24 protein-coding genes are annotated in these 24581 nt (G+C 61.7%); 12 read left to right on the plus strand and 12 right to left on the minus strand.

Going from position 1 to position 24581, the window contains the following annotated elements:
* Window positions 1–19: 19 nt before the first annotated feature.
* On the minus strand, window positions 20–973 hold the full coding sequence (locus C3Y91_RS22465) for an extensin family protein (RefSeq protein WP_029767229.1): 954 nt from the start codon (window positions 971–973) through the stop codon (window positions 20–22).
* Window positions 974–1243: 270 nt separating this feature from the next.
* On the opposite strand from C3Y91_RS22465, the gene C3Y91_RS22470 reads away from it, so the two are divergent.
* From C3Y91_RS22470 to queF, 6 genes are all read left to right on the plus strand, one after another.
* Window positions 1244–3496 (plus strand): TonB-dependent hemoglobin/transferrin/lactoferrin family receptor, encoded by a 2253-nt coding sequence (locus C3Y91_RS22470; RefSeq protein WP_024319505.1) that lies wholly within the window; start codon window positions 1244–1246, stop codon window positions 3494–3496.
* Between the two features lie 266 nt (window positions 3497–3762).
* Entirely contained in the window at window positions 3763–5952 is a 2190-nt protein-coding gene (locus C3Y91_RS22475; protein WP_024319506.1) for an anthranilate synthase, read from the plus strand.
* Between the two features lie 121 nt (window positions 5953–6073).
* Window positions 6074–6313, plus strand: coding sequence for a hypothetical protein (locus C3Y91_RS22480; RefSeq protein ID WP_003561395.1), 240 nt, complete (start codon window positions 6074–6076; stop codon window positions 6311–6313).
* Window positions 6314–6328: 15 nt separating this feature from the next.
* Entirely contained in the window at window positions 6329–7000 is a 672-nt protein-coding gene (locus C3Y91_RS22485; RefSeq protein WP_018073922.1) for a DUF2161 domain-containing phosphodiesterase, read from the plus strand.
* A 153-nt stretch (window positions 7001–7153) separates the two neighbouring features.
* Window positions 7154–8068 carry a CDF family cation efflux transporter EmfA gene (gene emfA / locus C3Y91_RS22490; RefSeq protein ID WP_018073923.1) on the plus strand — a complete coding sequence of 305 codons (915 nt, stop codon included), beginning with the start codon at window positions 7154–7156 and terminating at the stop codon, window positions 8066–8068.
* Window positions 8068–8532 carry a preQ(1) synthase gene (queF, locus tag C3Y91_RS22495; RefSeq protein ID WP_018073924.1) on the plus strand — a complete coding sequence of 155 codons (465 nt, stop codon included), beginning with the start codon at window positions 8068–8070 and terminating at the stop codon, window positions 8530–8532. The genes emfA and queF overlap by 1 nt, the downstream gene beginning before the upstream one ends.
* 125 nt (window positions 8533–8657) lie before the next feature.
* Here the strand turns inward: queF and C3Y91_RS22500 are convergent, their stop codons facing one another.
* On the minus strand, window positions 8658–9431 hold the full coding sequence (locus C3Y91_RS22500) for a DUF2076 domain-containing protein (protein WP_130664935.1): 774 nt from the start codon (window positions 9429–9431) through the stop codon (window positions 8658–8660).
* Between the two features lie 327 nt (window positions 9432–9758).
* Between C3Y91_RS22500 and C3Y91_RS22505 the strand changes: the two genes are divergently transcribed.
* On the plus strand, window positions 9759–10343 hold the full coding sequence (locus C3Y91_RS22505) for an ATP-dependent Clp protease proteolytic subunit (RefSeq protein WP_003561390.1): 585 nt from the start codon (window positions 9759–9761) through the stop codon (window positions 10341–10343).
* A gap of 85 nt (window positions 10344–10428) precedes the next feature.
* Here C3Y91_RS22505 and C3Y91_RS22510 read toward each other — a convergent pair whose 3' ends face one another.
* Complete coding sequence (locus C3Y91_RS22510; protein ID WP_018073926.1) at window positions 10429–11214, minus strand: SDR family oxidoreductase; 786 nt, start codon at window positions 11212–11214, stop codon at window positions 10429–10431.
* Between the two features lie 184 nt (window positions 11215–11398).
* Here C3Y91_RS22510 and C3Y91_RS22515 point away from each other — a divergent pair, with 184 nt between their 5' ends.
* Together C3Y91_RS22515 and leuA are read left to right on the plus strand one after the other, a co-directional pair.
* Window positions 11399–12628, plus strand: a complete 1230-nt coding sequence (locus C3Y91_RS22515; RefSeq protein ID WP_024319508.1) for a benzoate/H(+) symporter BenE family transporter — start codon at window positions 11399–11401, stop codon at window positions 12626–12628.
* Between the two features lie 429 nt (window positions 12629–13057).
* Window positions 13058–14827: a 2-isopropylmalate synthase gene (gene leuA, locus C3Y91_RS22520; RefSeq protein WP_168575803.1), complete on the plus strand. Its 1770-nt coding sequence runs from the start codon at window positions 13058–13060 to the stop codon at window positions 14825–14827.
* A gap of 100 nt (window positions 14828–14927) precedes the next feature.
* On the opposite strand, the gene C3Y91_RS22525 is transcribed toward leuA, so the two are convergent.
* Window positions 14928–15437, minus strand: coding sequence for a winged helix-turn-helix transcriptional regulator (locus tag C3Y91_RS22525; protein WP_024319510.1), 510 nt, complete (start codon window positions 15435–15437; stop codon window positions 14928–14930).
* Between the two features lie 5 nt (window positions 15438–15442).
* Between C3Y91_RS22525 and C3Y91_RS22530 the strand changes: the two genes are divergently transcribed.
* The gene (locus tag C3Y91_RS22530) at window positions 15443–16423 is read left to right on the plus strand and encodes a quinone oxidoreductase family protein (RefSeq protein WP_024319511.1); all 981 of its coding nucleotides are present in this window, start codon (window positions 15443–15445) and stop codon (window positions 16421–16423) included.
* 57 nt (window positions 16424–16480) lie between these two features.
* Here C3Y91_RS22530 and C3Y91_RS22535 read toward each other — a convergent pair whose 3' ends face one another.
* From C3Y91_RS22535 to C3Y91_RS22550, 4 genes are all read right to left on the minus strand, one after another.
* On the minus strand, window positions 16481–17326 hold the full coding sequence (locus C3Y91_RS22535; protein ID WP_018483182.1) for an anti-sigma factor family protein: 846 nt from the start codon (window positions 17324–17326) through the stop codon (window positions 16481–16483).
* A gap of 2 nt (window positions 17327–17328) precedes the next feature.
* Window positions 17329–17829 (minus strand): RNA polymerase sigma factor, encoded by a 501-nt coding sequence (locus C3Y91_RS22540; protein WP_024319512.1) that lies wholly within the window; start codon window positions 17827–17829, stop codon window positions 17329–17331.
* A 187-nt stretch (window positions 17830–18016) separates the two neighbouring features.
* The gene (locus C3Y91_RS22545; RefSeq protein WP_018073933.1) at window positions 18017–18577 is read right to left on the minus strand and encodes a tetratricopeptide repeat protein; all 561 of its coding nucleotides are present in this window, start codon (window positions 18575–18577) and stop codon (window positions 18017–18019) included.
* Between the two features lie 160 nt (window positions 18578–18737).
* The gene (locus tag C3Y91_RS22550; RefSeq protein WP_029767235.1) at window positions 18738–19646 is read right to left on the minus strand and encodes a metallophosphoesterase family protein; all 909 of its coding nucleotides are present in this window, start codon (window positions 19644–19646) and stop codon (window positions 18738–18740) included.
* 73 nt (window positions 19647–19719) lie between these two features.
* Between C3Y91_RS22550 and C3Y91_RS22555 the strand changes: the two genes are divergently transcribed.
* On the plus strand, window positions 19720–20196 hold the full coding sequence (locus C3Y91_RS22555; RefSeq protein WP_168575804.1) for an NUDIX domain-containing protein: 477 nt from the start codon (window positions 19720–19722) through the stop codon (window positions 20194–20196).
* An 81-nt stretch (window positions 20197–20277) separates the two neighbouring features.
* Here the strand turns inward: C3Y91_RS22555 and C3Y91_RS22560 are convergent, their stop codons facing one another.
* Together C3Y91_RS22560 and C3Y91_RS22565 are read right to left on the minus strand one after the other, a co-directional pair.
* The gene (locus C3Y91_RS22560) at window positions 20278–21288 is read right to left on the minus strand and encodes a glutathione S-transferase family protein (protein ID WP_168575816.1); all 1011 of its coding nucleotides are present in this window, start codon (window positions 21286–21288) and stop codon (window positions 20278–20280) included.
* A 5-nt stretch (window positions 21289–21293) separates the two neighbouring features.
* Window positions 21294–21518, minus strand: a complete 225-nt coding sequence (locus C3Y91_RS22565; RefSeq protein WP_164902749.1) for a hypothetical protein — start codon at window positions 21516–21518, stop codon at window positions 21294–21296.
* Here C3Y91_RS22565 and C3Y91_RS22570 point away from each other — a divergent pair.
* Window positions 21483–22046, plus strand: coding sequence for a GNAT family N-acetyltransferase (locus C3Y91_RS22570; RefSeq protein WP_080518576.1), 564 nt, complete (start codon window positions 21483–21485; stop codon window positions 22044–22046). The genes C3Y91_RS22565 and C3Y91_RS22570 overlap by 36 nt on opposite strands.
* A 43-nt stretch (window positions 22047–22089) precedes the next feature.
* Here C3Y91_RS22570 and C3Y91_RS22575 read toward each other — a convergent pair whose 3' ends face one another.
* Both C3Y91_RS22575 and C3Y91_RS22580 read right to left on the minus strand, forming a co-directional pair.
* Window positions 22090–22506, minus strand: a complete 417-nt coding sequence (locus C3Y91_RS22575) for a GNAT family N-acetyltransferase (protein ID WP_012758475.1) — start codon at window positions 22504–22506, stop codon at window positions 22090–22092.
* 4 nt (window positions 22507–22510) lie between these two features.
* Complete coding sequence (locus tag C3Y91_RS22580; protein ID WP_168575805.1) at window positions 22511–24580, minus strand: hypothetical protein; 2070 nt, start codon at window positions 24578–24580, stop codon at window positions 22511–22513.
* Window position 24581: the final 1 nt, after the last annotated feature.

Raw genomic sequence — 24581 nt, forward strand, 5'->3', positions numbered from 1 at the left:
TGACGGCTTGCTGAAATGACTAATGACAGTAGCGATAGCCACCCTTCCTCTCGATCACGTCGAGATGGAAATGCGTCTCATGGGCGGCGTCGCTTTCCGGGTCGAGGACGGTGGTAAAATAGAGGCAGCCGGCTGCGCTGACGGTGCGCTGGAAGGCGCCGGTGAGCGTCGGATCCTCGCGGCGGGAGCGGACGGCGACATCCTCACCCTTTTCGAAATGGAAGCTCGCAATGTCGATGGCGTTGCCGCGGGCATGTTCGGAGATCTTGCCGGTTCCGGCGCCGTTGCGCAGGCGGCACATATAGGACGTTGCCTGGTTGACGGTGGTGATGCGGCCCTGCTCCGGCAGGGCGGCGGAAGCCGCCGGAATGACGCTGTCCTTCATCCAGCGGGCAAGGGCAAGCGCTGCCGGGCAACGGATCGTCGCCTCCGGCTTCAGCTTGATGCCGGGCAGGGCTTCGGAGACGATGATCGGCTTGTCGATGCCACAGCCATTGCCGTCGTCAATGCGCGGCGTGTCCTTGAAGACGACGCCCAGGGCCTGAAGCGCAGCCGTGCACTTGGCGTGCTCGGCATCGCTTTCGGGCTCGATCGTCAGATGCTGTTCCTCAAGTGTTTGTGCGGCGGGAGGCTTGTTCTCCTCAGTCGGAGCTTGCGGGTTTTCCTTCCCAGGGGGAAGCGGCGGACCCTGCATCGGTTTGGTGGGTTCGGTTTTCGGTGCCGCCGGTTCGTTCGGTGCCGATATCTCTGGTTTTTGTGTCTCTGGTTTTTGAATGTCGGGCTTCGGTTCAGGAGTGGGCATTTCTGCGGCCGGCGGCGGTTGCGTGCCTTCGGCATTTGAATCGGGGGTGGGTGCGGACGTGCCCTCGATATCCGGCCTTTGCTGTGGCAGAGGACCGTGAACGGGCAGGCGGGCACCGGCAAGAACGGCGGTTGCGGCGAGAAGGATCGCCAGTATCGCAAGTTTTCTCAACGCATCCGATTCCCTGGTGTCGATAGCTAGGGATAACGCAAGCGGGCGGATTTCGTTGCAATTTCGCAACGTCTGGAGAGATCATTAAAACTTGATACTTTTATTCAACATAAGTTGCCGCTTTATGTTGACAATACTGCTCATGTTTTTTATGCGGCAAAAAGAAGGCGGAATTTTGCATCGTCTTCATCCGCAAAAGCCCAGCCAGCCCCTCGAGCGTTCGATGCGCCACGACCAGCCAGCCCGGTAATCATCATTAAGGGGTAGGTTATGATCGTCCGGCATTGGCGTTCGGTTCTATTGGTCTGCACGGCAGCCACAGTTGTTCTTCCTGTTTCGCAGTCTTTCGCGCAAAGCGCTACGGCAGCCACGCCGCAAGCCACGGCGGAGGACAGCACCGTCCTGCAGGAGATCGTCGTCAAGGGCAAACGCGCGGCGCCGGGCAGCGTCGCCGACACGCCGGTTTCGACCGAGATTACCGACAAGAAGCTCGATGAGAAGCAGGTCACCAATATCGAGGACCTCGGGCGCAGCGTCGATCCGGGCATTAACGCCTCACGTGGCGATGCCGGCATCAATCTGCGCGGCCTCTCCGGCCCGCGCATCCTGACCATCGTCGATGGCATCCCGATCCCCTATCTCTCGAACAGTTCACGCCAGGGAGCCTTCGCGCCGGCCAACGCCAACGGCGGCGGCGACACCTTCGATTTCAATTCGCTGTCGTCGCTCGATATCGTACGCGGCGCGGATTCGAGCCGGGGCGGCTCGGGCATGCTCGGCGGCGCCATCGTCGTCAACACGCTGGAGCCGGAGGATCTTATTCCGGAAGGCCGCGACTGGGGTGCGATCGTCAAGTCGACCTATGACAGCGAAGACCGCAGCATTTCCGGATCGGCCGCCGCTGCCAAGAAGATCGGCAACACGTCGATCCTTTTCCAGGGCGGCTACCGCAAGGGGCATGAGCGGGAGAATATGGGCAACAACGACGTTTACGGTCGTTACCGCACCGAGTCGGATCCTGCCGATTTCGACCAGCACAACCTGCTTTTCAAGCTCCGCCAGGAATTCGAGGGCGGCCACCGCCTCGGCCTGACGGCCGAACGGTTCCGTCGCGATCTCCAGACCGACAAAAGAGATCTGCAGGGGACTGGGCGCACCTATATGATCGACAATTATGATGCCCGTGAGCTGAACGACCGCGACCGCGTTTCCCTCGATTACGATTATGAAGCCACATCGTCGGACGCTTTCTTCACCTCCGCCCGCGCGGTACTCTATTGGCAGGACCTGAAGAAGGAATCGGGCACGAACGGCCGCACGGCGGCCAATGTCGCCTATGGCCGTAACAACGAGATCGAAAACAAGACCTGGGGCTTCAACGGCACCGTCACCAAGGATTTCGAATATTCGAACGTCCGCCATTCGGTGAAGGCAACGCTCGAAGCGACGACGTCGGATTGGACCCAGTACAGCTCCGCGCTATGCCCGACGCCGACGACATGCCCTTCGCTCAACAACCAGTCGGAAGTGCCCGACGTCGAGAGCAAGACGATCGGCCTGTCGATCGAAGACAAGATCGAGTTCGGCGATACGAATTTTACGTTGACGCCGGGCATTCGTTTCGACTGGTTCAGCTATGATCCGTCAACGAGCGGCGGGTTCGCCAGCAATCCGGCGCTTGCCAAGTTCGGCACGCTGTCCGACCGCAGCGATCAGCACGTTTCGCCGAAGGTGCTCGCCACCTACGAACTGACACCCGATGTGCAGCTCTACACCCAGCTGTCGTCGGCCTTCCGCGCACCGACTGTCGATGAGCTCTACAGCCGCTTCTACAATGCGGGCGGCAACTATGCCCAGCTCGGCAACCCTGACCTGAAGCCAGAAACTGGCTATGGGGTCGAGATGGGCGCCAATTTCGACACGGGTGATTTCAACGGCCGTCTGGCGGTCTTCCACAACCGGTATCACAACTTCATCGAAACGGTGACGAGCGTCAACGCGACCACTGGCATCACGGAGTTCAACTATACCAACGTCAGCAGTGTGACGATCTCCGGTATCGAAGCGAGCGCCGACAAGACGTTCAACAACGGCATCAACCTGCATGCCGCACTTGCCTATGCCTATGGCAGGAATGAAGAAACCACTCAGCGCCTGCGCTCGGTGGCGCCATTCAAGGCGATCGTCGGCGGCGGCTGGAGCAACGAGACTTTCGGCTTCGATCTTTCTTCTACGCTTTCGGCGGGCATGCTCACTGACCATCTCAATACGCCCGTCACCAACACCGCCGACACGACCTTCGATGCGCCCGGCTACGCGATCGTCGACCTGACCGGCTGGTGGACACCGGACCAGGTGCCGGGTCTGCGCGTGCAGGCCGGCGTCTACAACATCTTCGACCAGGAATATTTCAACGCGCTCGCCGTGCGCGATGTCAACCTGATCTCGACGGCGTCGCAGCCGCGCGATTGGTATTCCGAGCCCGGCCGCACTTTCAAGGTCTCGCTGACCAAGACCTTCTGATCGCGATCACGCTTTCAGGGCTGGGGATGGGCGGCTTTCGGGCCGCCCTTTTTCATTCCCGCATTCGCCTCTTGCGCAATGGCTGATCTCAGGCTAACAATTTTTTCCATGATCAAGTCCTTGAACATTGCAGTTTGGTGGTGGGTTCGCTAAGGCGGCCTCGACCAATCGTGTTCAAAGACGACGAGTGAGCCGCCCGAAACTTCGAGGCGGCTTTTTTGTTTTATGGCCGCCTGTCGTCCGGGCCCCGATAACGGAGTGGAACAATGGTAACGATCCTGCGGGATGATGGTGCGGAAATCTACGAGACCAAGGGCGGCATATCCGTCACGCGGCAGCGGCGGGCGATCCCCTACGGCGATGCGGTCTCTTCCTATGTCGACAAGCTCGACGAGCGCCGCGGTGCGGTGTTCTCGTCGAACTACGAATATCCGGGCCGCTACACGCGTTGGGATACCGCCGTCGTCGATCCGCCGCTCGGCATCTCCTCCTTCGGGCGTGACGTCTGGATCGAAGCCTATAATGAACGCGGCGAAGTGATCCTCGGCTTCGTGACCGAGCGGCTGAAGACGGTGTCCGAAATCGTGCTCGGCGTGTCCTCCGCCCGTCGCCTCGACCTCACCGTCAAGACGCCGGACCGGGTGTTTACCGAGGAAGAGCGCTCGAAGATGCCGACGGTCTTCACTGTGCTGCGCGCCGTCACCGACCTGTTCTACTCGCAGGCGGATGCGAGCCTCGGGCTCTACGGCGCCTTCGGATACGACATTGCCTTCCAGTTCGATGCAATCAATCTGAAGCTGACGCGGCCCTCCGACCAGCGCGACATGGTGCTCTACCTGCCGGACGAGATCCTCGTCGTCGACAACTACGCCGCCAAGGCCTGGGTCGACCGTTACGATTTCGAAAAAGGCGGCGTGTCGACCGAGGGCAAGGCCCAGGATATCGCGGCGGAGCCCTTCAAACACACGGATGCCATTCCGCCGAAGAGCGATCACCGGCCGGGCGAATATGCCGAGCTCGTCACCAAAGCGAAGGAAAGTTTCCGCAAGGGCGACCTCTTCGAAGTCGTGCCCGGGCAGAAATTCATGGAGCGCTGCGACAGCAAGCCGTCCGACATTTCCAAGCGGCTGAAGGCGATCAATCCGTCGCCCTATTCCTTTTTCATCAATCTCGGCCACCAGGAATATCTGGTCGGCGCCTCACCCGAAATGTTCGTGCGCGTTTCCGGCCGTCGCATCGAAACCTGCCCGATTTCGGGTACGATCAAGCGCGGCGACGATCCGATCGCCGACAGCGAGCAGATCCTGAAGCTCCTGAATTCCAAGAAGGACGAGTCCGAGCTTACCATGTGCTCTGATGTCGACCGCAACGATAAAAGCCGTGTCTGCGAGCCGGGTTCGGTCAAGGTCATCGGCCGCCGGCAGATCGAGATGTATTCGCGCCTCATCCACACGGTCGACCATATCGAAGGGCGGCTGCGCGACGACATGGACGCCTTCGACGGTTTCCTCAGCCACGCCTGGGCCGTCACTGTCACCGGCGCCCCGAAGCTCTGGGCGATGCGCTTCATCGAGAGCCATGAAAAAAGCCCGCGCGCCTGGTATGGCGGGGCGATCGGCATGGTCGGCTTCAACGGCGACATGAACACCGGCCTGACGCTGCGTACCGTGCGCATCAAGGATGGTATCGCCGAGGTGCGTGCTGGTGCGACGCTGCTCAACGATTCCATTCCTGAGGAAGAAGAAGCCGAAACAGAACTGAAGGCCTCCGCCATGCTTTCCGCCATCCGAGACGCCAAGACGGGCAATTCCGGCAGGATCCAGCGCGACGTCGCGAGCGTCGGCAAGGGCGTCAGCATCCTGCTCGTCGATCATGAAGACAGCTTCGTCCACACGCTCGCCAATTATTTCCGCCAGACGGGGGCGACGGTTTCGACCGTGCGCACACCAGTGCCGGAGGAAATCTTCGACAAGCTGAACCCGGACCTCGTCGTGCTGTCGCCCGGACCTGGAACGCCCAAGGATTTCGACTGCAAGGCGACGATCAAGAAGGCGCGGGCGCGCAACCTGCCGATCTTCGGCGTCTGCCTCGGTCTGCAAGCGCTCGCCGAAGCCTATGGCGGGGAACTGCGCCATCTGGCGCTGCCGATGCACGGCAAGCCCTCGCGCATCCGCGTGCTGGAGCCTGGCATCGTCTTCTCCGGCCTTGCCAAGGAGGTGACGGTCGGCCGCTACCACTCGATCTTCGCCGATCCCTCGACGCTGCCGCGCGAATTCATCATCACGGCGGAAAGCGACGACGGCACGATCATGGGTATCGAACACGCCAAGGAACCGATCGCTGCGGTGCAGTTCCATCCGGAGTCGATCATGACGCTCGGTGGCGATGCCGGGATGCGGATGATCGAAAATGTCGTGGCGCATCTGGCGCGCAGGGTGAAGACGAAGGCTGCGTGACGGCAATTTTGCCTGGCCCTTCCTACTGCGGGAAGGGCCAGGCATCAGGCCGTCGGGCCGCGACTTGACTTCTTCCGGCAAATCAGAACATTTCAGGAACGATCAATCGGAACCTATTGCCGTGGCCAATGCTGAAAAGTTCATCGTTCTCCCTTACCGCAAGAACCGCGGCAATCTCGTGCCCGGCGAAATGCGCCAGGCATCGAACTCCGTCAGTGCGGAAAAGATCGCTTCGGCGATGGCTGAGCGTTTCGTCGGCGTGGCGGCCTATGCCGTGATCGTCGATGAAGAAACCGGCGACATGTCGTCGCCGCGATTGCTTGCACGATATGGCGAGATTGCCGATCTCAACGCCGCCTGAGGCGCCGTTTTTACCATGGAGACGTCGCTCTACCTGCCGGTCAAAGCTTTCCTGGAGGCGGCGGGTTATATCGTGAAGGGCGAGGTCGGCGGATGCGATCTCGTCGGCTTGAGCGGTGCCGAGCCACCGGTCGTTGTGGTCTGCGAACTGAAACTCTCCTTCAACCTCGAACTGCTTCTCCAGGCGGTCGATCGCGCGGCGATGAGCGATGAAGTCTGGGTTGCGGCCCGCGTTTCCGCCAAAGGCCGCGGGCGGGAGGCCGACAAACGATACCGCGACCTCTGCCGGCGGCTTGGTATCGGCATGCTTGGCGTCTCCGATGGCGGCGAGGTCAGTGTCATCGTCAGTTCCGTCTCGCCGATGCCGCGCACCAATCCGAAGCGGCGCTCGCGCCTGGTCAAGGAGCATCAGCGCCGCCGTGGCGATCCCGCCGTCGGCGGCGGTTCGCGGGCGCCGATCATGACCGCCTATCGCCAGCAGGCGTTGCTCTGCGCCTCAGCACTCGATGGGGGGGTCGAGCGGCCGCGGGATATGAAAGCTCAGGTGCCCAATGCCGGCCGAATCCTGCTCGACAATGTCTACGGATGGTTCGAGCGCAAGGAGAAGGGCGTTTATGCGCTGACGCCTGCAGGGCAGGCCGCGCTCTTGCGCTGGCCGCAAATTGTTCTCGCCGACCCCGCTCCTTGAGTCGCGCGGAAGGGAGTCTCATTCCCCTTTGACAAATCCGCTCTGTTCCCCCATATCACCATCAACTGAACCGCCTGCGCGACATTCGCGTGGGCGGTTTTGCGTTTCAACGGCTTGAAAGCTGCAATTCATTCGCAACCGCAGGGGAACGATATGAGTGACAACGGCGATCTTACGGTTCGCAAGCTGGCGATGTGGGGGATTCCGCTGTCGCTCGGCGTCATGGGTCTGAAGATGGTGGCGTGGTGGGTCACCGGGTCGGTGGCGCTGCTGTCGGACGGGCTCGAATCGTCGGTCAACGTCGTTGCCGCCTTCATCGCCTTCTTCGTCATTCGCTATGCGCAGAAGCCGGCCGATCACGACCACCCTTTCGGCCATCATAAGGCGGAATATCTGTCAGCGGTTACCGAGGGCGCGCTGATCGTCGTCGCTGCCCTGCTGATCGTCAACGAGGCGGTTGGTTACCTCGCCGAGCCACGCATGCTGGATGCACCCGTGCTCGGCCTTGCGATCAATTTCGCGGCCGGTGTCATCAATGCGATCTGGGCGCGGTTGCTGATCAGAACCGGACGCAGACATCGCTCGGCAGCGCTGACGGCGGATGGGCAGCATATCATGTCCGACGTCGTAACCTCTGTCGGCGTGCTCATCGGCTTGCTGCTGGCGCTGGCGACGGGGTATGCGATCTTCGACCCGGTGCTCGCCATCCTCGTTGCCGTCAACATTCTCTATCAGGGCTGGAAGGTGATCTCGCAATCGATCGGCGGGCTGATGGACCAGGCGGTCGAGCCGCAGGAGGAGGAGGCGATCAAGCAGGCGATCGCTGCCCACGCAGAAGGCTCAATCGGCGTGCACGACCTGAAAACGCGCCGCGCGGGCACCGTCACCTTCATCGATTTTCACATGGTGGTGCCCGGCGGGATGTCGGTGCGGCAGGCGCATGATATATGCGACCGCCTTGAGGATGCCATCAGGGCGGTGCACGAGGGCGCCACCATCGCAATTCACGTGGAGCCGGAGGGCGAAAAGGCTCACGGCATCCGAGTCAAAGTCGTCAAGGAGGCATAATGCCGAGTACCGATGTTTCCAGCCTGTCGATGCTGGGTCAGCAAACTGAAACCGCGCAATCGCCGGAGGAGGCGGTGCTTGAAAAAGTGCCGTCCAACCATGCCGGCTCCGATTACGTCGTACGCTTCACCGCGCCGGAATTCACCTCGCTCTGCCCGATGACCGGGCAGCCGGATTTCGCCCATATCGTCATCGACTACATTCCGGGCGAATGGCTAGTGGAATCGAAGTCGCTGAAGCTCTTCCTGCATTCTTTCCGCAATCACGGCGCTTTCCACGAGGATTGCTCGGTCTACATCGCCAAGCGCATCGTCGAGCTGCTCGATCCGAGGTGGCTGAGGATCGGTGCCTACTGGTATCCGCGCGGCGGCATTCCGATCGATGTCTTCTGGCAGACGGGCACGCCGCCGGAAGGCGTGTGGCTGCCGGAGCAGGGCGTTGCCACCTATCGCGGCCGTGGGTGAGCCGCGGTCGGGCGCAGCCCGAGCAATCGATCCAGTGAATCGATTGCAGCGGTGAACGCCCTGAGCTTAGAGCGAAGGGCCGGGCAACGGCGCGGCAATCGCTGCCCGTCTCCGGCCGCTAGCTCTCACACATCCGTTGTGTCGTCGCCGGACGAGTCGTCAGTGTAATCGTCGTTGTCATCGTAATCGGCCTGCTGGATATTGTCGTTATCCTTGTCGTCTGACGCGGTATCAGCGGCCTGGCGGGTGTCGTCATTGCCATAATAATTGTTGATGACGGTTTCCTCGGTGGGCGCGCTGGCATTGCCGAAGGGATTGGCGCCGAAGGGCGAGCCCCAGCCGAGCGAGGACATGTGGTTGCCGAAGATGCCGCTCAGCGAATTGGCAAGCAGCATGCCGCCGGCAACACCCGCTGCCGTGCCGAGCGCGCCGCGCAGGAAGCTGCCGCCGGCCGACGGTGCATAGGCCTGCTGGCTCCAAGGGCCGGTCGGCTGTTGCGGCGGCTGGCGGACATCACGGTCGTAACCACGGGAATCGTCATAACCGCGGGAGGAGTGGCCCCATGGGCCGGGGTTGGAGGGGACAGGCGCGGGCTGCTGCGTCTGCGTATTGCCGAAGATTGAGCTCAGGAAACCGCCGCCTTGTTCGGCCTGGCGGTGTTCGCTCTCGCCGGCTTCCAGCTGGCGGACACGCTCTTCGAGTTCCTTGATGTGGTTGGCGGCCGCCTCCAGCCCCTTTTCCTGAACGATGACGGCCTGGGCCAGATAATAGGTGGCGGACGGCTGTTCGCGAGTCGCCTGGTCGATCAGGGCCTCGGCGTCGCTGTCGCGCGGTGTGGCCGCGGCGGTGCGTACGCGGTCGAAGAGGGCGGTCAGCAATTGGCGTTCTTCGGGTGACATTGTCGTGCCTCCTAATGATCTAGAGCGCCGCGCGTCCGACAGGACGCGCTAAGGACGTTCTATCAATTTAAAACTGCGCATAACCCCGACAATCGATTCGATTGTCGGGGTTATGCGCTGGCGGCGTTTGCCGCGTGAGGCTGAGGTAGGAACCGATTTGGGCTTTTCAAAGCCTTTCGCCGTTACAATTCGGTAAGGCTTGCAGAACGGCGCGCGGCTTCTTAAGGATATCTCTATCGCTTCGGTGCCTTGTGTTTTTCCCGCATTGTTTTAGGCATTGAGTCGCACTATGTGCGAGGAACCCGAATTCATCTCCAAGAGGTTCGAATGAACGACGAAGACCAGGACGACAAGACGAAGGAACTGCCGCTCGGCAAGGAAACGGAGGCGAATCTTTTCAAGTCGCGTTCGATCTTCATCTACGGACCGATCAATCAGGAATTGGCGCAGAAGGTCTGCTCGCAGCTTGTGGCACTTGCCGCGGCCAGCGACGAGGACATCCGCATCTATGTCAATTCGCCCGGTGGCCACGTCGAATCCGGCGATTCCATTCATGACATGATCAAGTTCATCAAGCCGAAGGTCTGGATGATCGGCACCGGTTGGGTCGCCTCCGCTGGCGCGCTGATCTATGTCGCCACTCCGAAGGAGCGGCGCCTGTGCCTGCCGAACACGCGCTTCCTGCTGCATCAGCCCTCCGGCGGCACGCGCGGCATGGCATCCGACATCGAAATCCAGGCGCGCGAGATCATCAAGATGAACGAGCGCTTGAACAGGATCATGGCAGCGGCCACCGGCCAGCCGCTCGACAAGATCGACAAGGATACGGATCGCGACTACTGGCTTTCGGCCGAAGAGGCGAAGGAGTATGGCCTCGTTTCACGGATCGTGACGTCGCAGGCCGATATCTAAGTTTTCTCAGCCCAAACCATTGAAACGCCCTTGTCTGCAGACCGCAGGCGAGGGCGTTTCATTTTATTGCCGACCAGGAAAGGCTCTAGTATGAGCGCGTGAACCCGCCATCATGCATGATGTTCAGCCCGGTCATGTGGTCGGAGAAGCGCGACAGGAGCCCTTCGACAGCGACGGCAACCTCTGCCGGTTCTCCGTATTTTCCCAAAGGGATGTTTGCCGTTTCCTCGGCAAGGCGTTGTTCAAACGTGATACCGACGGCATCGGCGCGCTTTTCGATCCCCTCTCGATACCAGGGAGATAGCGTGCCTCCGAGCGAAAGCGTGTTGACGTGGATGCCCCGGGCGCCGAGCGCGAAGGCCAATGTCTTTGCCTCGCCGATCCAGGCGCAGCGCAGCACGTTCGAGGTAGCGTAGCGCCCAAGTACCTGCGCAGACGATATTCCCGATATGATGACGATCTTTGCCCGGCGACCGTTGACCGGATCGGGGTTCATCCGGTCGATCGCCGCCTTCAGGACCTCGAGAGGTCCGATGAAGCAATTCTGAAACAGCGCACGCCAGGCGTCTGCGCCCGGCATCGGATCATTGGTGCTGTGGGCCTGCGGTGGCATCAGCACGACGCCATCCAGAGTGATGCGCCTTGCCGCCAGCTCTTCCCCGAATTGGCGGATCGACTGATCGTTCGTCATGTCCAGCTGCAACCAGACATGACCGTCGCCGGTCAATTCATCGGAAAGCGTTTTCAGCTTGGCCTCGTTGCGCGCGGCCAGAACCAGCGGATAGCCGCTCCCGGCGAGCTGATGGCAGACTGCCGTTCCAATGCCTCCGGTTGCCCCGGTAACGAGAACCATCCGTGCTTCGCCGACCATTCGTCCATCCCCCGATCTGACGGAATGGGGGTCACTCTATGCGCGCGGTGGGCGAGCGCAAAGGCGTTTTGTTGTGACATTTTCTTCGCCCGGAAGACGTTTGAACGGAGATGATCTTCTATCGCCAGGCAGCGAACCGAATGCGGGAAATCTGGACTTGCGCGTGCCGCAGCGGTCATGCTCCATGCGCCATCCCGCAGCGACGAGTCCTGCCATGTTCAAAGAGTTTTCCGTCCAGGCCCTGTTTATGGGGCTGCTGACCGCTTTCGTCGGTTCCGCCAGCTCCTTCGCCGTTGTGCTGCACGGGCTGCAGGCGGTCGGCGCCACGGATGTACAGGCGGCTTCCGGGCTGATGGCATTGTCGATTTCCATGGGCATCTGTGCGATCGTGCTGAGTGCCGTGACCCGATTGCCGGTCAGCATCGCTTGGTCGACACCGGGCGCCGCACTGCTGGCAAGCACCGGGGCGATCGAGGGTGGCTTCAATGCGGCGGTCGGAGCATTCCTGATCTGTGCTGCCCTGATTATTGTTGCGGGACTGTTCAAGCCGCTCGGGCGAGCGGTTGCCGCCATTCCGGCGCCACTCGCCAATGCGATGCTTGCCGGCGTGCTGATCGGCCTTTGTTTCGCGCCGGTGAAGGCGATCGGCTTCAATCCGCTGTTCGGCCTGCCGATCGTCGTCGCCTGGATCGTCGTCGGCGCCTTCAAGCGGCTCTGGGCAGTGCCGGCAGCACTCGCGGCCTTCGTGCTGGTGCTCGCCTTCGGTGTCGATATCCCCGACGGTGCGCTCAGCTCGCTGGAGCAGTCGCTGGTGCCGACGGCGGAGTTTGTCCGACCGGTGTTCAATCTCGCCGGCCTCGTCTCGATCGCACTGCCGCTCTTCATCGTCACTATGGCTTCGCAGAACATTCCGGGTATCGCGGTGCTGAAGGTCAACCACTACGACCCGAAGCCCGGTCCGCTCTTTGCCGTCACCGGCTTCTTCTCGCTGCTGTCGGCGCCGTTCGGCGGCCACGCGGTCAATCTGGCGGCCATCACCGCGGCAATGTGCGCCGGACAGGACGCCCATGCCGATCCGAAGCGGCGCTATTGGGCGTCCCTGATCGCCGGCGTCGGTTATATCATTCTCGGGCTGCTTGCCGGCGCTGTGACGGCCTTCGTCGCGCTCGCGCCTTCCATCTTGATCGAGGCGGTAGCTGGGCTGGCGCTGGTCGGCGCCTTTTCGTCCTCGGCGATGTCGGCCTTCCAGGCGCCGGACTCGCGCGAGGCGGCGGCGATCACCTTCCTCGTCACCGCCTCCGGCGTTTCCTTCGGCGGTATTTCCGGTGCCTTCTGGGGTCTGATCGCGGGTGGGCTGATGCTGGCGCTGTCGCGGCTGGTGAAGATTTGGAAAGACCGAGCTCAGTCGAGGTAACGGAGGGTCGTTGTGCTCCCCAAATGCCGGATCCTGGCGCTTCAAGCAGTTCCGCCAGCAATAAGTGCGCAGTTCGTCGATTGTTGGCGGTGACCAAAAGCCCGGCAAGGACTTGCCAGCATCACCGCCCGAGGCTATAAGCGCGGTCATGAAGACCACTGGCGCCAGAATTTCTGACACGATTGCACGCGGCCGTATCGCCCTGCGTGACAATACGCGCGCCCTGACCTCGCTTCTTCTCCTCGGCCTTACGCGCGGTTGCCGGGTCCTTTGAGGAGCGCCCGGCGGCCGAAAGCCCGCCCGGCCATCGCTCCTCGCGACTCACTTTCAAAATTGACCTAACGACCGACAAGGTCCGCATTTGTTTATCGCCAAGCCCGACATGATCGGCTATGAGGCGGGCAAATGCCGGGACGAGGAGACGATACGATGGACGCGAAGACGCAATCCTCAGAGAATAAGATGGCCTCCGTGAATAACATGGCCTCCACAAACAAGACGGCCCCCGCAAAAGGCATGCCCGACGCCGCGGTAAAATACCGGGCCTACCCGCAGGTAAACATTCCCGATCGCACCTGGCCGACGAAGACCATTACCAAGGCACCGGTCTGGTGCTCGGTCGACCTGCGCGACGGCAACCAGGCGCTCGTCGACCCGATGGGCCACGATCGCAAGGCGCGGATGTTCCAGCTGCTGATCGAGATGGGCTTCAAGGAAATCGAGATCGGTTTCCCCTCGGCTTCACAGACCGATTTCGACTTCGCCCGCTGGTGCGTGGAGGAGGGCAATGTGCCCGACGACGTCTCCCTGCAGGTATTGGTGCAGTGCCGCCCGGAACTCATCACCCGCACCTTCGAAGCGCTGGAAGGCGCAAACCGGCCGATCGTGCATTTCTACAACTCCACCAGCGAGTTGCAGCGCCGCGTCGTCTTCGCCAAGGATGTGCAGGGCATCAAGCAGATCGCCGTCGATGCCGCCAAGATGATCACCGATATGGCCACGAAGGCCGGCGGCGGTTATCGTTTCGAATATTCCCCGGAGAGCTTTACCGGCACGGAACTCGATGTGGCGCTGGAGATCTGCAACGCCGTCATCGAGGTCGTCAAGCCGACGCCCGATAACAAGCTGATCATCAACCTGCCGTCCACCGTCGAGATGGCGACGCCGAACGTCTATGCCGACCAGATCGAATGGATGTGCCGCAACCTCGACAATCGCGAGAACCTGATCGTTTCGCTGCATCCGCATAACGACCGCGGCACCGGCATTGCCGCTGCCGAACTGGCACTGCTGGCAGGTGCCGACCGCGTCGAAGGCACGCTGTTCGGCAATGGCGAGCGTACCGGCAATGTCGACATGGTGACGATGGCGCTGAACATGTTCACGCAAGGCGTCGATCCCGAGATCGACTGCTCGAATATCGAACGCATCAAGGAAGTGTTCGAATATTCGAACCAGATGGCGATCGGCGAGCGCCATCCTTACGTCGGAGAATTGGTCTACACCGCCTTCTCCGGCTCGCATCAGGACGCGATCAACAAGGGTATGAAGGCAGCGCAGGTCGCCAATCATCCGATGTGGGAAGTCCCATACCTGCCGATCGACCCGCGCGATGTCGGTCGTTCCTACGAGGCGATCATCCGCATCAACTCTCAGTCTGGCAAGGGCGGTATCGCCTATATCCTGCAGCAGGATTACGGGCTGAACCTGCCGCGCAACCTGCAAGTGGAATTCCGCGAGGACATCCAGCGCATCACCGACGTCGAGGGCAAAGAGCTTCCGTCCCGGCGCATCTACGACCGCTTCATCGAGCGCTACGTGACGCAGCCGGAAGGCCGCCTGCGCTTCGTCGACCATCACACCTATCCCGACACCGAGCACAAGGGCCAGCGGATCGTCGCAGCCGAGATCACCGACAATGGGGAGATCAAGCGCATCGAAGGGCGCGGCAACGGTCCGATCGACGGCTTCATCAATGCGCTGTCGCATTATCTCGGCGTCGACATGTCGGTCGAGGACTATTCCGAGCATTCGCTCCAGCATGGCTCGAACGCAGCGGCGATCTCCTATGTCGAGATCTCCTATCCCGGCGGCAAGCTCTTCGGCGCCGGCATCAATACCAACATCGTCGCGGCGTCGCTGGAAGCGATCGTCTCGGCCGCCAACCGCGTCCTCGACGTGAAGGCCGGCAAAGCCTAATCGGCCTTTGTCGGTTAGGTCTCAGGCCGAGACCGCTCTACTGCATAATTCCTTAAATCGGAATCGATTTAAGGATAAAATTATGCAGCAATTCAAAGTGTTACAGCGCCTTATGCGCGTCTGAAAAGAGGCGCGGTGCTGTAGCGCGGCGCGGCCTGACGATGCAGTCGGCGACTTTGTCGGCTTCGTTTCGCGCTTCGGCGTGGCGTTGGCCCCATTGGCAGAGCGCCAGCAGCACCGGTTCGAGCGCGAGGCCGAGTTCGGTCGCGTTGTATTCGACGCGAGCAGGGACTTCGGCGAAGATCTGGCGGGCGACCAGCCCGTGCTCCTCCATCTCGCGCAGCTGCTGGATCAGCACCTTCTGGGTGATGGCGGGCATCATCCGCTTCAACTCCGACAGACGCTTCGGACCGGAGAAGACGTAGTAAAGGATGACCGGCTTCCAGCGTCCTGAAATCACCTTCAGCGCGCGCTCGACCGGCAGCTCGGGGAGTCTTTTCATCGGCTCGGCCATGGTCACCTCCTGGTGGGTAGGGCACGAAAGAGTGTGTATTTTTGCCGGATATTCTATTGCTAAACCTGCCCCACGCCAATCAGACGTGAGGTTCATCTGCCGTGAAAGCCGTTCAGTTCACTCGCTTCGGTCCGCCCGACGTCCTTGAGCCCGTGGAACTGCCGGTCCCCGAACCTGGGCCGGGCGAGGTTCTCGTCCGCGTCCATGCAGCGGGTGTCAACTTCTTCGAGGTGTTGATGCGGGCCGACCGCTATGCCGTGACGCCTGATCTGCCGATGTTTCCCGGTGTCGAGGTCGCGGGTACAATCGAGCGAGCAGGGACTGGTGCCGACCCGTCGCTCCTTGGCAGGCGGGTTGGCGTTCCTCTCTTTGCGATCGGGCGCGGTTCGGGCGGTTATGCCGAATTCGTCGCGGTCGATGGCGGGGCGGTGGTGCTGCTGCCCGATGCGCTTTCCTTCGCGGCGGCGGCCGCGCTGATGGTGCAGGGGCTGTCGGCGCTGCATCTCCTGCGCCGCAGTCCGGCGAAAAACAAAAACGTTCTCGTGAGTGCGGCAGCGGGCGGTGTCGGATCGCTGCTTGTGCAGCTGGCGAGACGCGACGGGGCGAAGATGGTGATCGCGGCGGCGAGCAGCGACGAGAAGAGGGGGCTTGCCCTATCTCTCGGCGCCGATCATGCGGTCGATTATACGGCGCCCGGCTGGCAGGAGGACGTCAAAAGGCTGACCGGAGGGCTCGGTGCGGATATCATCCATGAAACCGTCGGCGGCGCGTTTTCAAAGGCGGCGCTCGATGCGCTGGCGCCTTGCGGCGAGCTGGTGCTGGCGGCGATGGGGCGATTCGGGCTTGGGGCGGCCGATGTTGAGGACATGCTTGATGACAATCAGTCGATCAAGGGATTTTCGCTGTTGCCGCTGCTGACGTCCCAGGGTGTGCGGGAGGATCTTGCCGAACTCTTCGAGCTTGCCGCGGCTGGCGCCCTGACGGTTATCGACGGCGGTCGTTTCCCACTGCATCAAGCGGCGGAAGCGCATCGCGCCATCGAAGGGCGGAGGGCGGTCGGCAAGGTGGTGCTGGTGCCTTAAATCAAAGAAGGCGAGCACGACGTGGTGCGAAAACCGCTCGACGTCATGCTCTATCAATCAGATCGCCGTGGCGATCTCCATGGCGAGCTGTCCGAGGGTTGCTTCGGCGGAGGGGCCGGCAAGCACATAGGAGGTGCCGGCATTGTGCCAGGTCACGAGGCCGATCTCGTCCTTGATCGTTTCCTTGAAGTCGTCGGTCTCGGGCGGCTGCGCGTCCTTGCGGAAACAGATGGAGATAACGTCGCCGTCGGCGTTGGAATAAACGAGCTGCCCGACAGGGCGGCTATCGCCGAGGATGACGCGCGCGCCCTGGAAGGTCCAGGCTTCGGCGCTGAGATCAGGCACGCGGAAGGGCACGCCGATCGCGGTCGTCAGCCAGCTGGAGATTTCCTCGGCCTGCGAGGCGGGCACTTCGACGAGATGGCGGGGCTGGCGGATCAGCAGGCGCTGATAGGCGGTGACGTCGCCCAGCCAGTCGTTGGTATTGGTCGGTGCCGTATTGGTGGTGGCCATGGTGGCGATCTCGTCGGCATCGGGGCCTGCGCCGACGAAATAGCCGATGCCGCAACCGACGACGAAGAGGATGAGGGCGGCGGCCAGCGCCTGCGGGCCGCTCGGCGCCAGTTTCACCTGCGGACGCGTGGCGCGCTGGGCGATCGGCGTTTTCGGCGGCTGTGTGCTCTTGATGGAGCGGACGAGGGCGAGCGGCACCGGCTCCTTCAGGATATCGTCGAGGCGGCGGCGGCCAAAATCGGCGCCATGACGTAGCTTCTCATGCAGCCGGCGCGCATTCTCGTCACTTGCCAGACGCTGTTCCAGTTCGTGCCGCTGTTCGGGCGAGACTTCGCCGTCGAGAAGGGCGGTGAGCTGGGCCTCGAGCGGCAATTTCCTAAAATCGAGCAAATTCAGTACCTGTGGATCGGGTGAGTGCCGGCAAGCCCGGCGAAATGCAGCCTCGCGGTGGCGAGCTGAGAGACGACGTTTGCCACCGGAATGCCCATGATGTCGGCCGCCTGCTGGTAGCTGTGGCCTTCGACGTCGACGAGCAGGAACATGCTGGAAACGCCATCCGGCATATCGGAAATCATGTGATGGATGGTGTCGGGATCGACCGCAGCCGAGGCGGCCTCGCGAATATCGGTGACGTTGCCGCGGACGGAAGCCTTCGGCTTGCGCTTGCGGTTGTCGTCGGCCCATTGCTGGCGGGCAAGCGTGTAGATCCAGCTTTCGAGCCGGCCTTCGCCGCTCCATTGATGACCTTTGGCAATGGCGCGCTGACAGACGGCCTGAACGAGTTCATCGGCCACGGCAACCTCACCCGCGAGCGTGATCGCGAAGCGGCGAAGGCGGGGCAGGAGGCCGACGAGATCACGCCGGAGATCGATGGTCGTTGCGGGCTGACGCATTGTCTATCCAAGAAGCATTCACAATGGTTTCGCGGACGAAGGGTTCGCCGTCGGGCGCGAAACCGACTTTATCGACGCCGTCGATGCATGTGCTTTATGAAACAAGTCTCCTGCACTTCGCAAGCATCCGATCGTCTTCATCCCTCTTTCCCAAGGGATTTTCGTATTGTGGCCCGCAAAGCTTGCGTCAATATGTCTTGTAGCCGTTCAAGCTTTGCAGCAGGGAGCGATAGGCCCAGGTGCCTTCGCCGCCGCGATCACGGATTTCGACAAGCTGGACGCGGGCGCCCTGGATGTCTCCCTGTTCCACCAGCGCCATGCCCATATAGGAGCGGGCGAGGATATAATTCTCATCCGCCTGCAGCGCCTTGCGGTAGTAGGACATGCCGAGCTCCATGCGGCCTGCCTTGCGGTTGGCGTAGCCGAGATAGTTCAGGACGCGCGGGTCGTTCTGGTTGCGAGCGAGATTGAGCACCGTGATGGCGTTGTCATACTGCCCGGCATAGGCAAACTCGCGGGCGAACTGATAGAGATCGTCGTCGTTGAAGCTGCTCTTCTTCGGGTTGACACATTCCTTCTTGGCTTTGTCCCAGACCTTGCCGCCGGTGCAGGTCTTGGTCGTCTGGGTCTTCGGCGGCGGATTGGTGTCATCGTTGCTGTCGCCGGCCGCGAAAGCGGTCGTGGCGATGCCGAAGGCAAAGCCGGCGGCGAGCGAAAGTCTGGACAGGTAACGGAAAGAAGAAGTCATCGGCGCGCTCCGTTCTCAGGCAATGCAGTTGCTCGGATTGTACGCTTACCACTAAAAATACCAAAGAGGGTAAGCAACCTCCATGGCAAATGTTGCGACGGTGGCCCGATGTCCTCGCAGATCGATTCAAGTGCTGCATAAAAAGCGTTCAGAGGTGACGCTAAGGCGCGAAAATATCCGCGCTTTCCGGCATCACCGCGTCGCCGGCCCTGTTGAGGCTGAAGCGTTCGCCACTGAGCTCCCAGGCGCCGGGAGAGCCGTCGATGGAGAAGAGGTTGTAGGCGGCGGGCGGCTTGACGCTGCCCGGTCCCTGCGAGGCTGAGGCGATGCCGACGACCGGCACCGGCTGCACCTGGCCGCGCAGCCAATGCAGCGTGTTCAGGTGCGTATGGCCGTGCAGCACGAGTTCGGCGCCGCCCGTCGAAATCACAGCGGCGAAACGGCGGATGCCGATCATCCGTTTGTAGAAGGCCGTGGCGCCGCGGATCGGCGGATGATGGATCATGACAACGCGGAAGAGCCCGGCTTCCCCAGCCGCGCGCAACATGTTGACAGTATCGCGGGCCTGTCGCGCGCCGAAAAAGCCGGAGGCGGCGAAGGGAGGAGTGGCGACCGCCGTCGAACAACCGACAATCGCGACTTTGCCGCGAACACGCAGATAGGGGAAGATATGGCGGTCGTCCTGCCATTGCGGCGGGGCGAGATCGCCGCGGACATAATCGTACCACGCGCGCATCGACTTCTCATAGGCGCCTGGTACATAGGCGTCATGATTGCCGGGAACGACTGACGTGTTCGCGGGGTCGCCGAACGCGCGCAGCCATGCAGCGGCGGCGCGAATCTCAATGCCGCTCGCCAGATTAACGAGGTCGCCGGTGACGGCCAGGTGATCGGCCTGGTGGGCGCGGATGTCGTCGAGCAGCAGATCCAACGTGCTGCCGAAAAGGTGCTTGCGTCGATTTCGATGCCAGTTCACAAAGCCTGTTATGCGTTTTGAAAACAGCTCTTGAATGGAAAGACTGGGCAGCGGCCCGAGGTGGACGTCGGAGATATGCGCGAGCTTGAACATGTTACGAGACATAGACCAGCTTATTGACAAATCAAACACATCGGGCGCGATGAAGAGCTGAAACGGAGTGATAGTGGATAAAGAGAACCGGCCCCTTCACATGAGGCTGGCATTGCGCCTGCTGCATGTCTATTTCAGTTTCGCCCGCAGCATGACCGTGGGCGTGCGGGCTGCCTGTTTCGATGCAGACGGACGCATCTTTCTCGTGCGCCACAGCTATATCGGCGGCTGGCACATGCCGGGCGGCGGGCTGGAGCGCAACGAGACGGTCGAGGAAGCGCTTGCCAAGGAATTGCGCGAGGAGGGCAACCTCAGGATCATCGGCAAGCCGCAGCTGATCCAGGTCTATTTCAATACCACCACCACAAGGCGCGACCATGTCGTCTTCTACCGGGCAATCGTCGAGCAGACGGCGCCGCGGCCGCCGGACTGGGAGATATCCGACAGCGGCTTCTTTTCCCTCGACAGCCTGCCCGAGGGCACGACCAAGGCGACGCATCGCCGTCTCGCCGAGCTTCGCGGCGAGCAGGAGCCCGCCCACCGCTGGTAATTCTCAGGCGGCGGCAAGCGACTGCATAATTTCTTAAATCGGAATCGATTTAGGGATAAAATTATGCAGCAATTCAAAGTGCTACAGCGTCCCTTGCGCGTCTAAAAGGACGCGCGGCGCTGTAGCACGACCGTGCGGACGGTCGAGATCGAGCGCCGGGCCGACGGGAACGATGCCGGTCGGATTGATCGTCTTGTGGCTGCGGTAATAGTGTTCCTTGATGTGCTTCAGGTTCACCGTCTCCGAAACGCCCGCCGTCTGGTAGAGATCGCGGAGATAGTCGGGCAGGTTGGGGTAGTCGGCGATGCGGCGGATGTTGCACTTGAAATGGCCGACATAGACGGCGTCGAAGCGCACCAACGTGGTGAACAGGCGCCAGTCGGCCTCGGTCTGCCTGCTACCGAAGAGGTAGCGGCCCTTGCCGAGGTGTTCATTGAGCATGTCGAGCGTTTCGAACAGCCTGCCGACGTTTTCTTCATAGGCTTGCTGGGTGGTGGCAAAGCCGGCCTTGTAGACGCCGTTGTTGACGGTGTCGTAGACGGTGGCGTTCAGCGCATCGATGTCGGAGCGAAGGTCCTCGGGATAGTAATCGGCCTTCGAGCCGGTCAGCCCGTCGAAGGCACTGTTAAACATGCGGATGATCTCGGCGGATTCGTTGCTGACGATCGTGCCGGTCTTCTTGTCCCAGAGCACGGGAACGGTGACGCGGCCGGAATAGTGCGGATCGGCCTTGACGTAGATCTGCCAAAGCGCGGACGCGCCGAAGAGGTGATCGCCGGTGGCACCGTCGCCGACCTTGAACTCCCAGCCGTTCTCGAGCATCAGCGGATCGACGACCGAAACCGAGATCAGCTCTTCGAGCTTCTTCAGCTTGCGGAAGATCAGCGTGCGATGCGCCCAGGGGCAGGCGAGCGAGACATAAAGATGGTAACGCCCGGCTTCGGCCTTAAAGCCGCCGCTGCCGGAAGGACCGGCCTCACCCTCTAATGTCACCCAGTTGCGGAACTGCGAGGGCTGCCGCTTGAAATGACCCTTGCTCTCCTTCGTGTCGTACCAGACGTCGTGCCAGACGCCATCCACCAGCATTCCCATGGTCTTCATTCCCTTGATTGCGTGTTGGAACGGAAGATATCGCAGATGGCAGGGCTTTGCAGGCGGTAAAGATTGAACAGTGCGTCACGTCGTGCATTTTGCGTTGGACGGCGGAAATTTTTCCTGCTATCGGCCTTTTCACGATTTTCGGACCCCTGCCTGATGTTCATTTCCAGAAACCCGCGACGACGCTGATGCTCCCGAACGCCCAAGGCGTGTTCGAGACCCATCAATCTGTCCATCCGGTTTCTGTCATCATGTACAAGCACGATCTCGTCTACCTCACTGAAGACGCGTCTCATGACGCCGCCATCGAACACATCAACGAAGAAGCCTTCGGTCCGGGCCGCTTCACGCGCGCTGCCGCGCGCATCCGTGAGCAGGGACCCCATGACCTGTCGCTCTCCTTCATCTGCACCGATAACGGTGAGACGATCGCCTCCGTGCGCATGACGCCGGTACTGGCCGGTACAGTGAAGGGCCATCTGCTCGGCCCGCTCGCCGTCCGCCCCTCCCACAAGAACAAGGGCATTGGCCGGGAACTGGTGCGGATCGCGGTGGAGGCAGCAAGACGCAAGGGCTCGGAAGCCGTCATCCTCGTCGGCGACCCGCCCTATTACGGCCCGCTCGGCTTCGAGAAGGTCGCCTACAACGCGCTGTCTTTTCCAGGCCCGGTCGATCCCGGCCGTGTACTCGTCGTTCCGATCGCCGAGGGCGTGCACGCGCTGCTGAAGGGTACGATCGCCTGGCGCGAATGATTTAGAGCGCCGTGCGTCCTTTCGGACGCACAAAGGAGATGCGCTAGAGATTTTTCCGGAGGAAGCTGCGCGTGCGGCCTTCCGGGAAATCCTTAAGCTCTCCGAAAACCTCATAACCCTGACGCAGATAGGCGCGCAGAGCCTGCGGGTTGAAGGTGTCGATCCAAGCGCCGCGGCACCCCCGGGCTTTCGCCTCTTCTTCCGCCTTTGCGAGGATATTGCCTGATATACCGGTGCCGCGCAGTGTATCGGGAATATAGAGCATCTGGGTGAAGAGCCAGCCCCAGGCGGTAAAGCCGGAAAGACCGCCGGTCACCTTGCCGTCGGTATCGCGGATGAGGACTGCAAGCGGCTGGCGATCCGAAGGGCCGACATCGCTGTTGTTGAAGGCCGAGAGCGCATCGGTGATCACTGCCAGTTCCTCTAGCGAGGGCGAAGCGGTGAGCTCGAATTCCGGCATGAGATTACCGCCCTTCGCGCCACCACATGGCGCCGAAGGCGAGCAGCAGGATGCCGACGCCGGCGAACCCGGCAAAGAGCGGCAGCGTGTTGATGCCCTTCAAGACCGTCTCGCTGGTCATGCGGATCATCATGCGATCGTTGTCGGAGACGCGCACCTGGCCGCGCACCGGCAGGATCGGCGGGACCGAGATCGCGCCATTTGCATTGGAGACGCGGGCGACGAGACCCTTGCTTCTGTCGGCGACCGGCTGCAGCACATTGGTCGTCGAGATCATTGCCTTGAATTCCGGCGCGTCAACGGCGCCGATATGAACAAGCGTCGACAGCTTGCCGTTGCGGACTTCGAAGAGACCGATTTCGTTCATCCTCTTCTCGGCCTTGTAGAGCCCCGGTTCGGACTGGGTGAGCGGCAGGGTTTCGGTCTTGCCGGAGGGATAACGCACGGTGGCGTTGCCGGGATTGTCGCCGATCGTCTGGCGCGTGACCTCAAGGGTCCGGCCGGAGGCGCGCGCCGTCAGCGCTTCTTCCTCGAGCGCCGGCTCCTTCATCAGCCAATGGGCGATACGGCGATAGAGCGAAACGTTCGGACCGCCGCCTTCGAAGCCGCGCGCCCAGAGCCAGCCCTGATCGGAAAGCAGCATGGCGACGCGGCCCTGGCCGGCGCGGTTCAGCACCAACAGCGGGTGGTTGTCGGCGCCGAGCATGATCGTCTCGCCCTGCGGCCGCTCGACATCGACGCTGCGGAACCAGCGTCCCCAATGCGGCGGGTCCTCGCCCGAGCCATCCAGGCCGCGCGTGACGGGATGTTTGCGGCCTTCCTCGGAGAGGCGGGGATAGAAGGCCTTTTCGATCATCTCTCCGGTGGGCGTTGCCGGCAGGACCGTGGAAAGCGGCGTCAGCGCAATGGAATCGGGGCCGGCATGCTCGGGACCGGCGGCGATCAGCAGCGCGCCGCCGTTGTCGACATATTGCGCGATGTAATCGTAATAGAGCAACGGCAGCACGCCGCGGTGCTGGTAGCGATCGAAGATGATCAGGTCGAAATCCTTGATCTTGTCGACGAAGAGCTCACGCGTCGGAAAGGCGATCAGCGACAGCTCGTTGATCGGCGTGCCGTCCTGTTTTTCCGGCGGACGCAAGATGGTGAAGTGGACGAGATCGACCGAGGCATCGGATTTCAGCAGGTTGCGCCAGGCGCGCTCGCCGGCATGCGGCTCGCCGGAGACAAGCAGGACGCGGAGATTCTGGCGGATGCCGTCGATGACGTGGACGGCGCGGTTGTTGGCGGTGGTGACTTCGCCGGGAAGTGCCGCGACCGAGAATTCGAGCACATTGCTGCCGCCACCCGGCACCTTGAAGGAGAAGGGCGTATCCTGCCCGGGTGTCGCCTGCAGGGTGGCGATCTCGTCGCCATTCAGCTTCACCGTGACATCGGCCGTGCCGCCCGGGCTAGGGCCGTCGTCGAAGACGCGCAGGATCACCTGCTGCTCTTCGTTGACGATGCCGAAGCGCGGCCCCTTGATGACTTCGATGCGGCGATCGAATTCGTTGGCTTTGCCGGTGATGAGGCCATGGATCGGCGCGTCGAAACCAAGCGCCTGATTGGCGGCCGGAGCATCATGGACTTCACCGTCGGTCAGCATGATGGCGCCGCCGATACGGGCGGGCGGGACATCGGCAATGTTGGCCGACAGCGCGTCGAACAAACGCGTGGACGGCACGTCGGAATTGACGTCGCCTTCGACATCGACGAAACGGGGCTCTATCTGGGGGAAGCGGGCGAGCTGTCCCTTCAGGGCCGCAAGCGCATCGTCGGTCATCTTGACGCGATCGGGCGTCTGCTGGCTCTGGCTTCGATCGACAAGAACCGGGACGATCGTCGACAACTGATCCCGATCCTCCTGCAGCAGGACAGGATTGGCAAGGGCGGTCAGCATGGCGAGTGCTGCCAGCGTTCTGATCCAGGCGCCGCGAATGCCGCGCCAGATCGCGAAAGCGGCGATAACAGCGCTGACGACCGCGAGTGCAGCCAGAACCGACCAGGGCAGGAAGGGCGAAAAGTCGAGGTTCATC

The organism is Rhizobium ruizarguesonis, from assembly GCF_012349115.1.
GTDB classification, from domain to species: domain Bacteria; phylum Pseudomonadota; class Alphaproteobacteria; order Rhizobiales; family Rhizobiaceae; genus Rhizobium; species Rhizobium ruizarguesonis.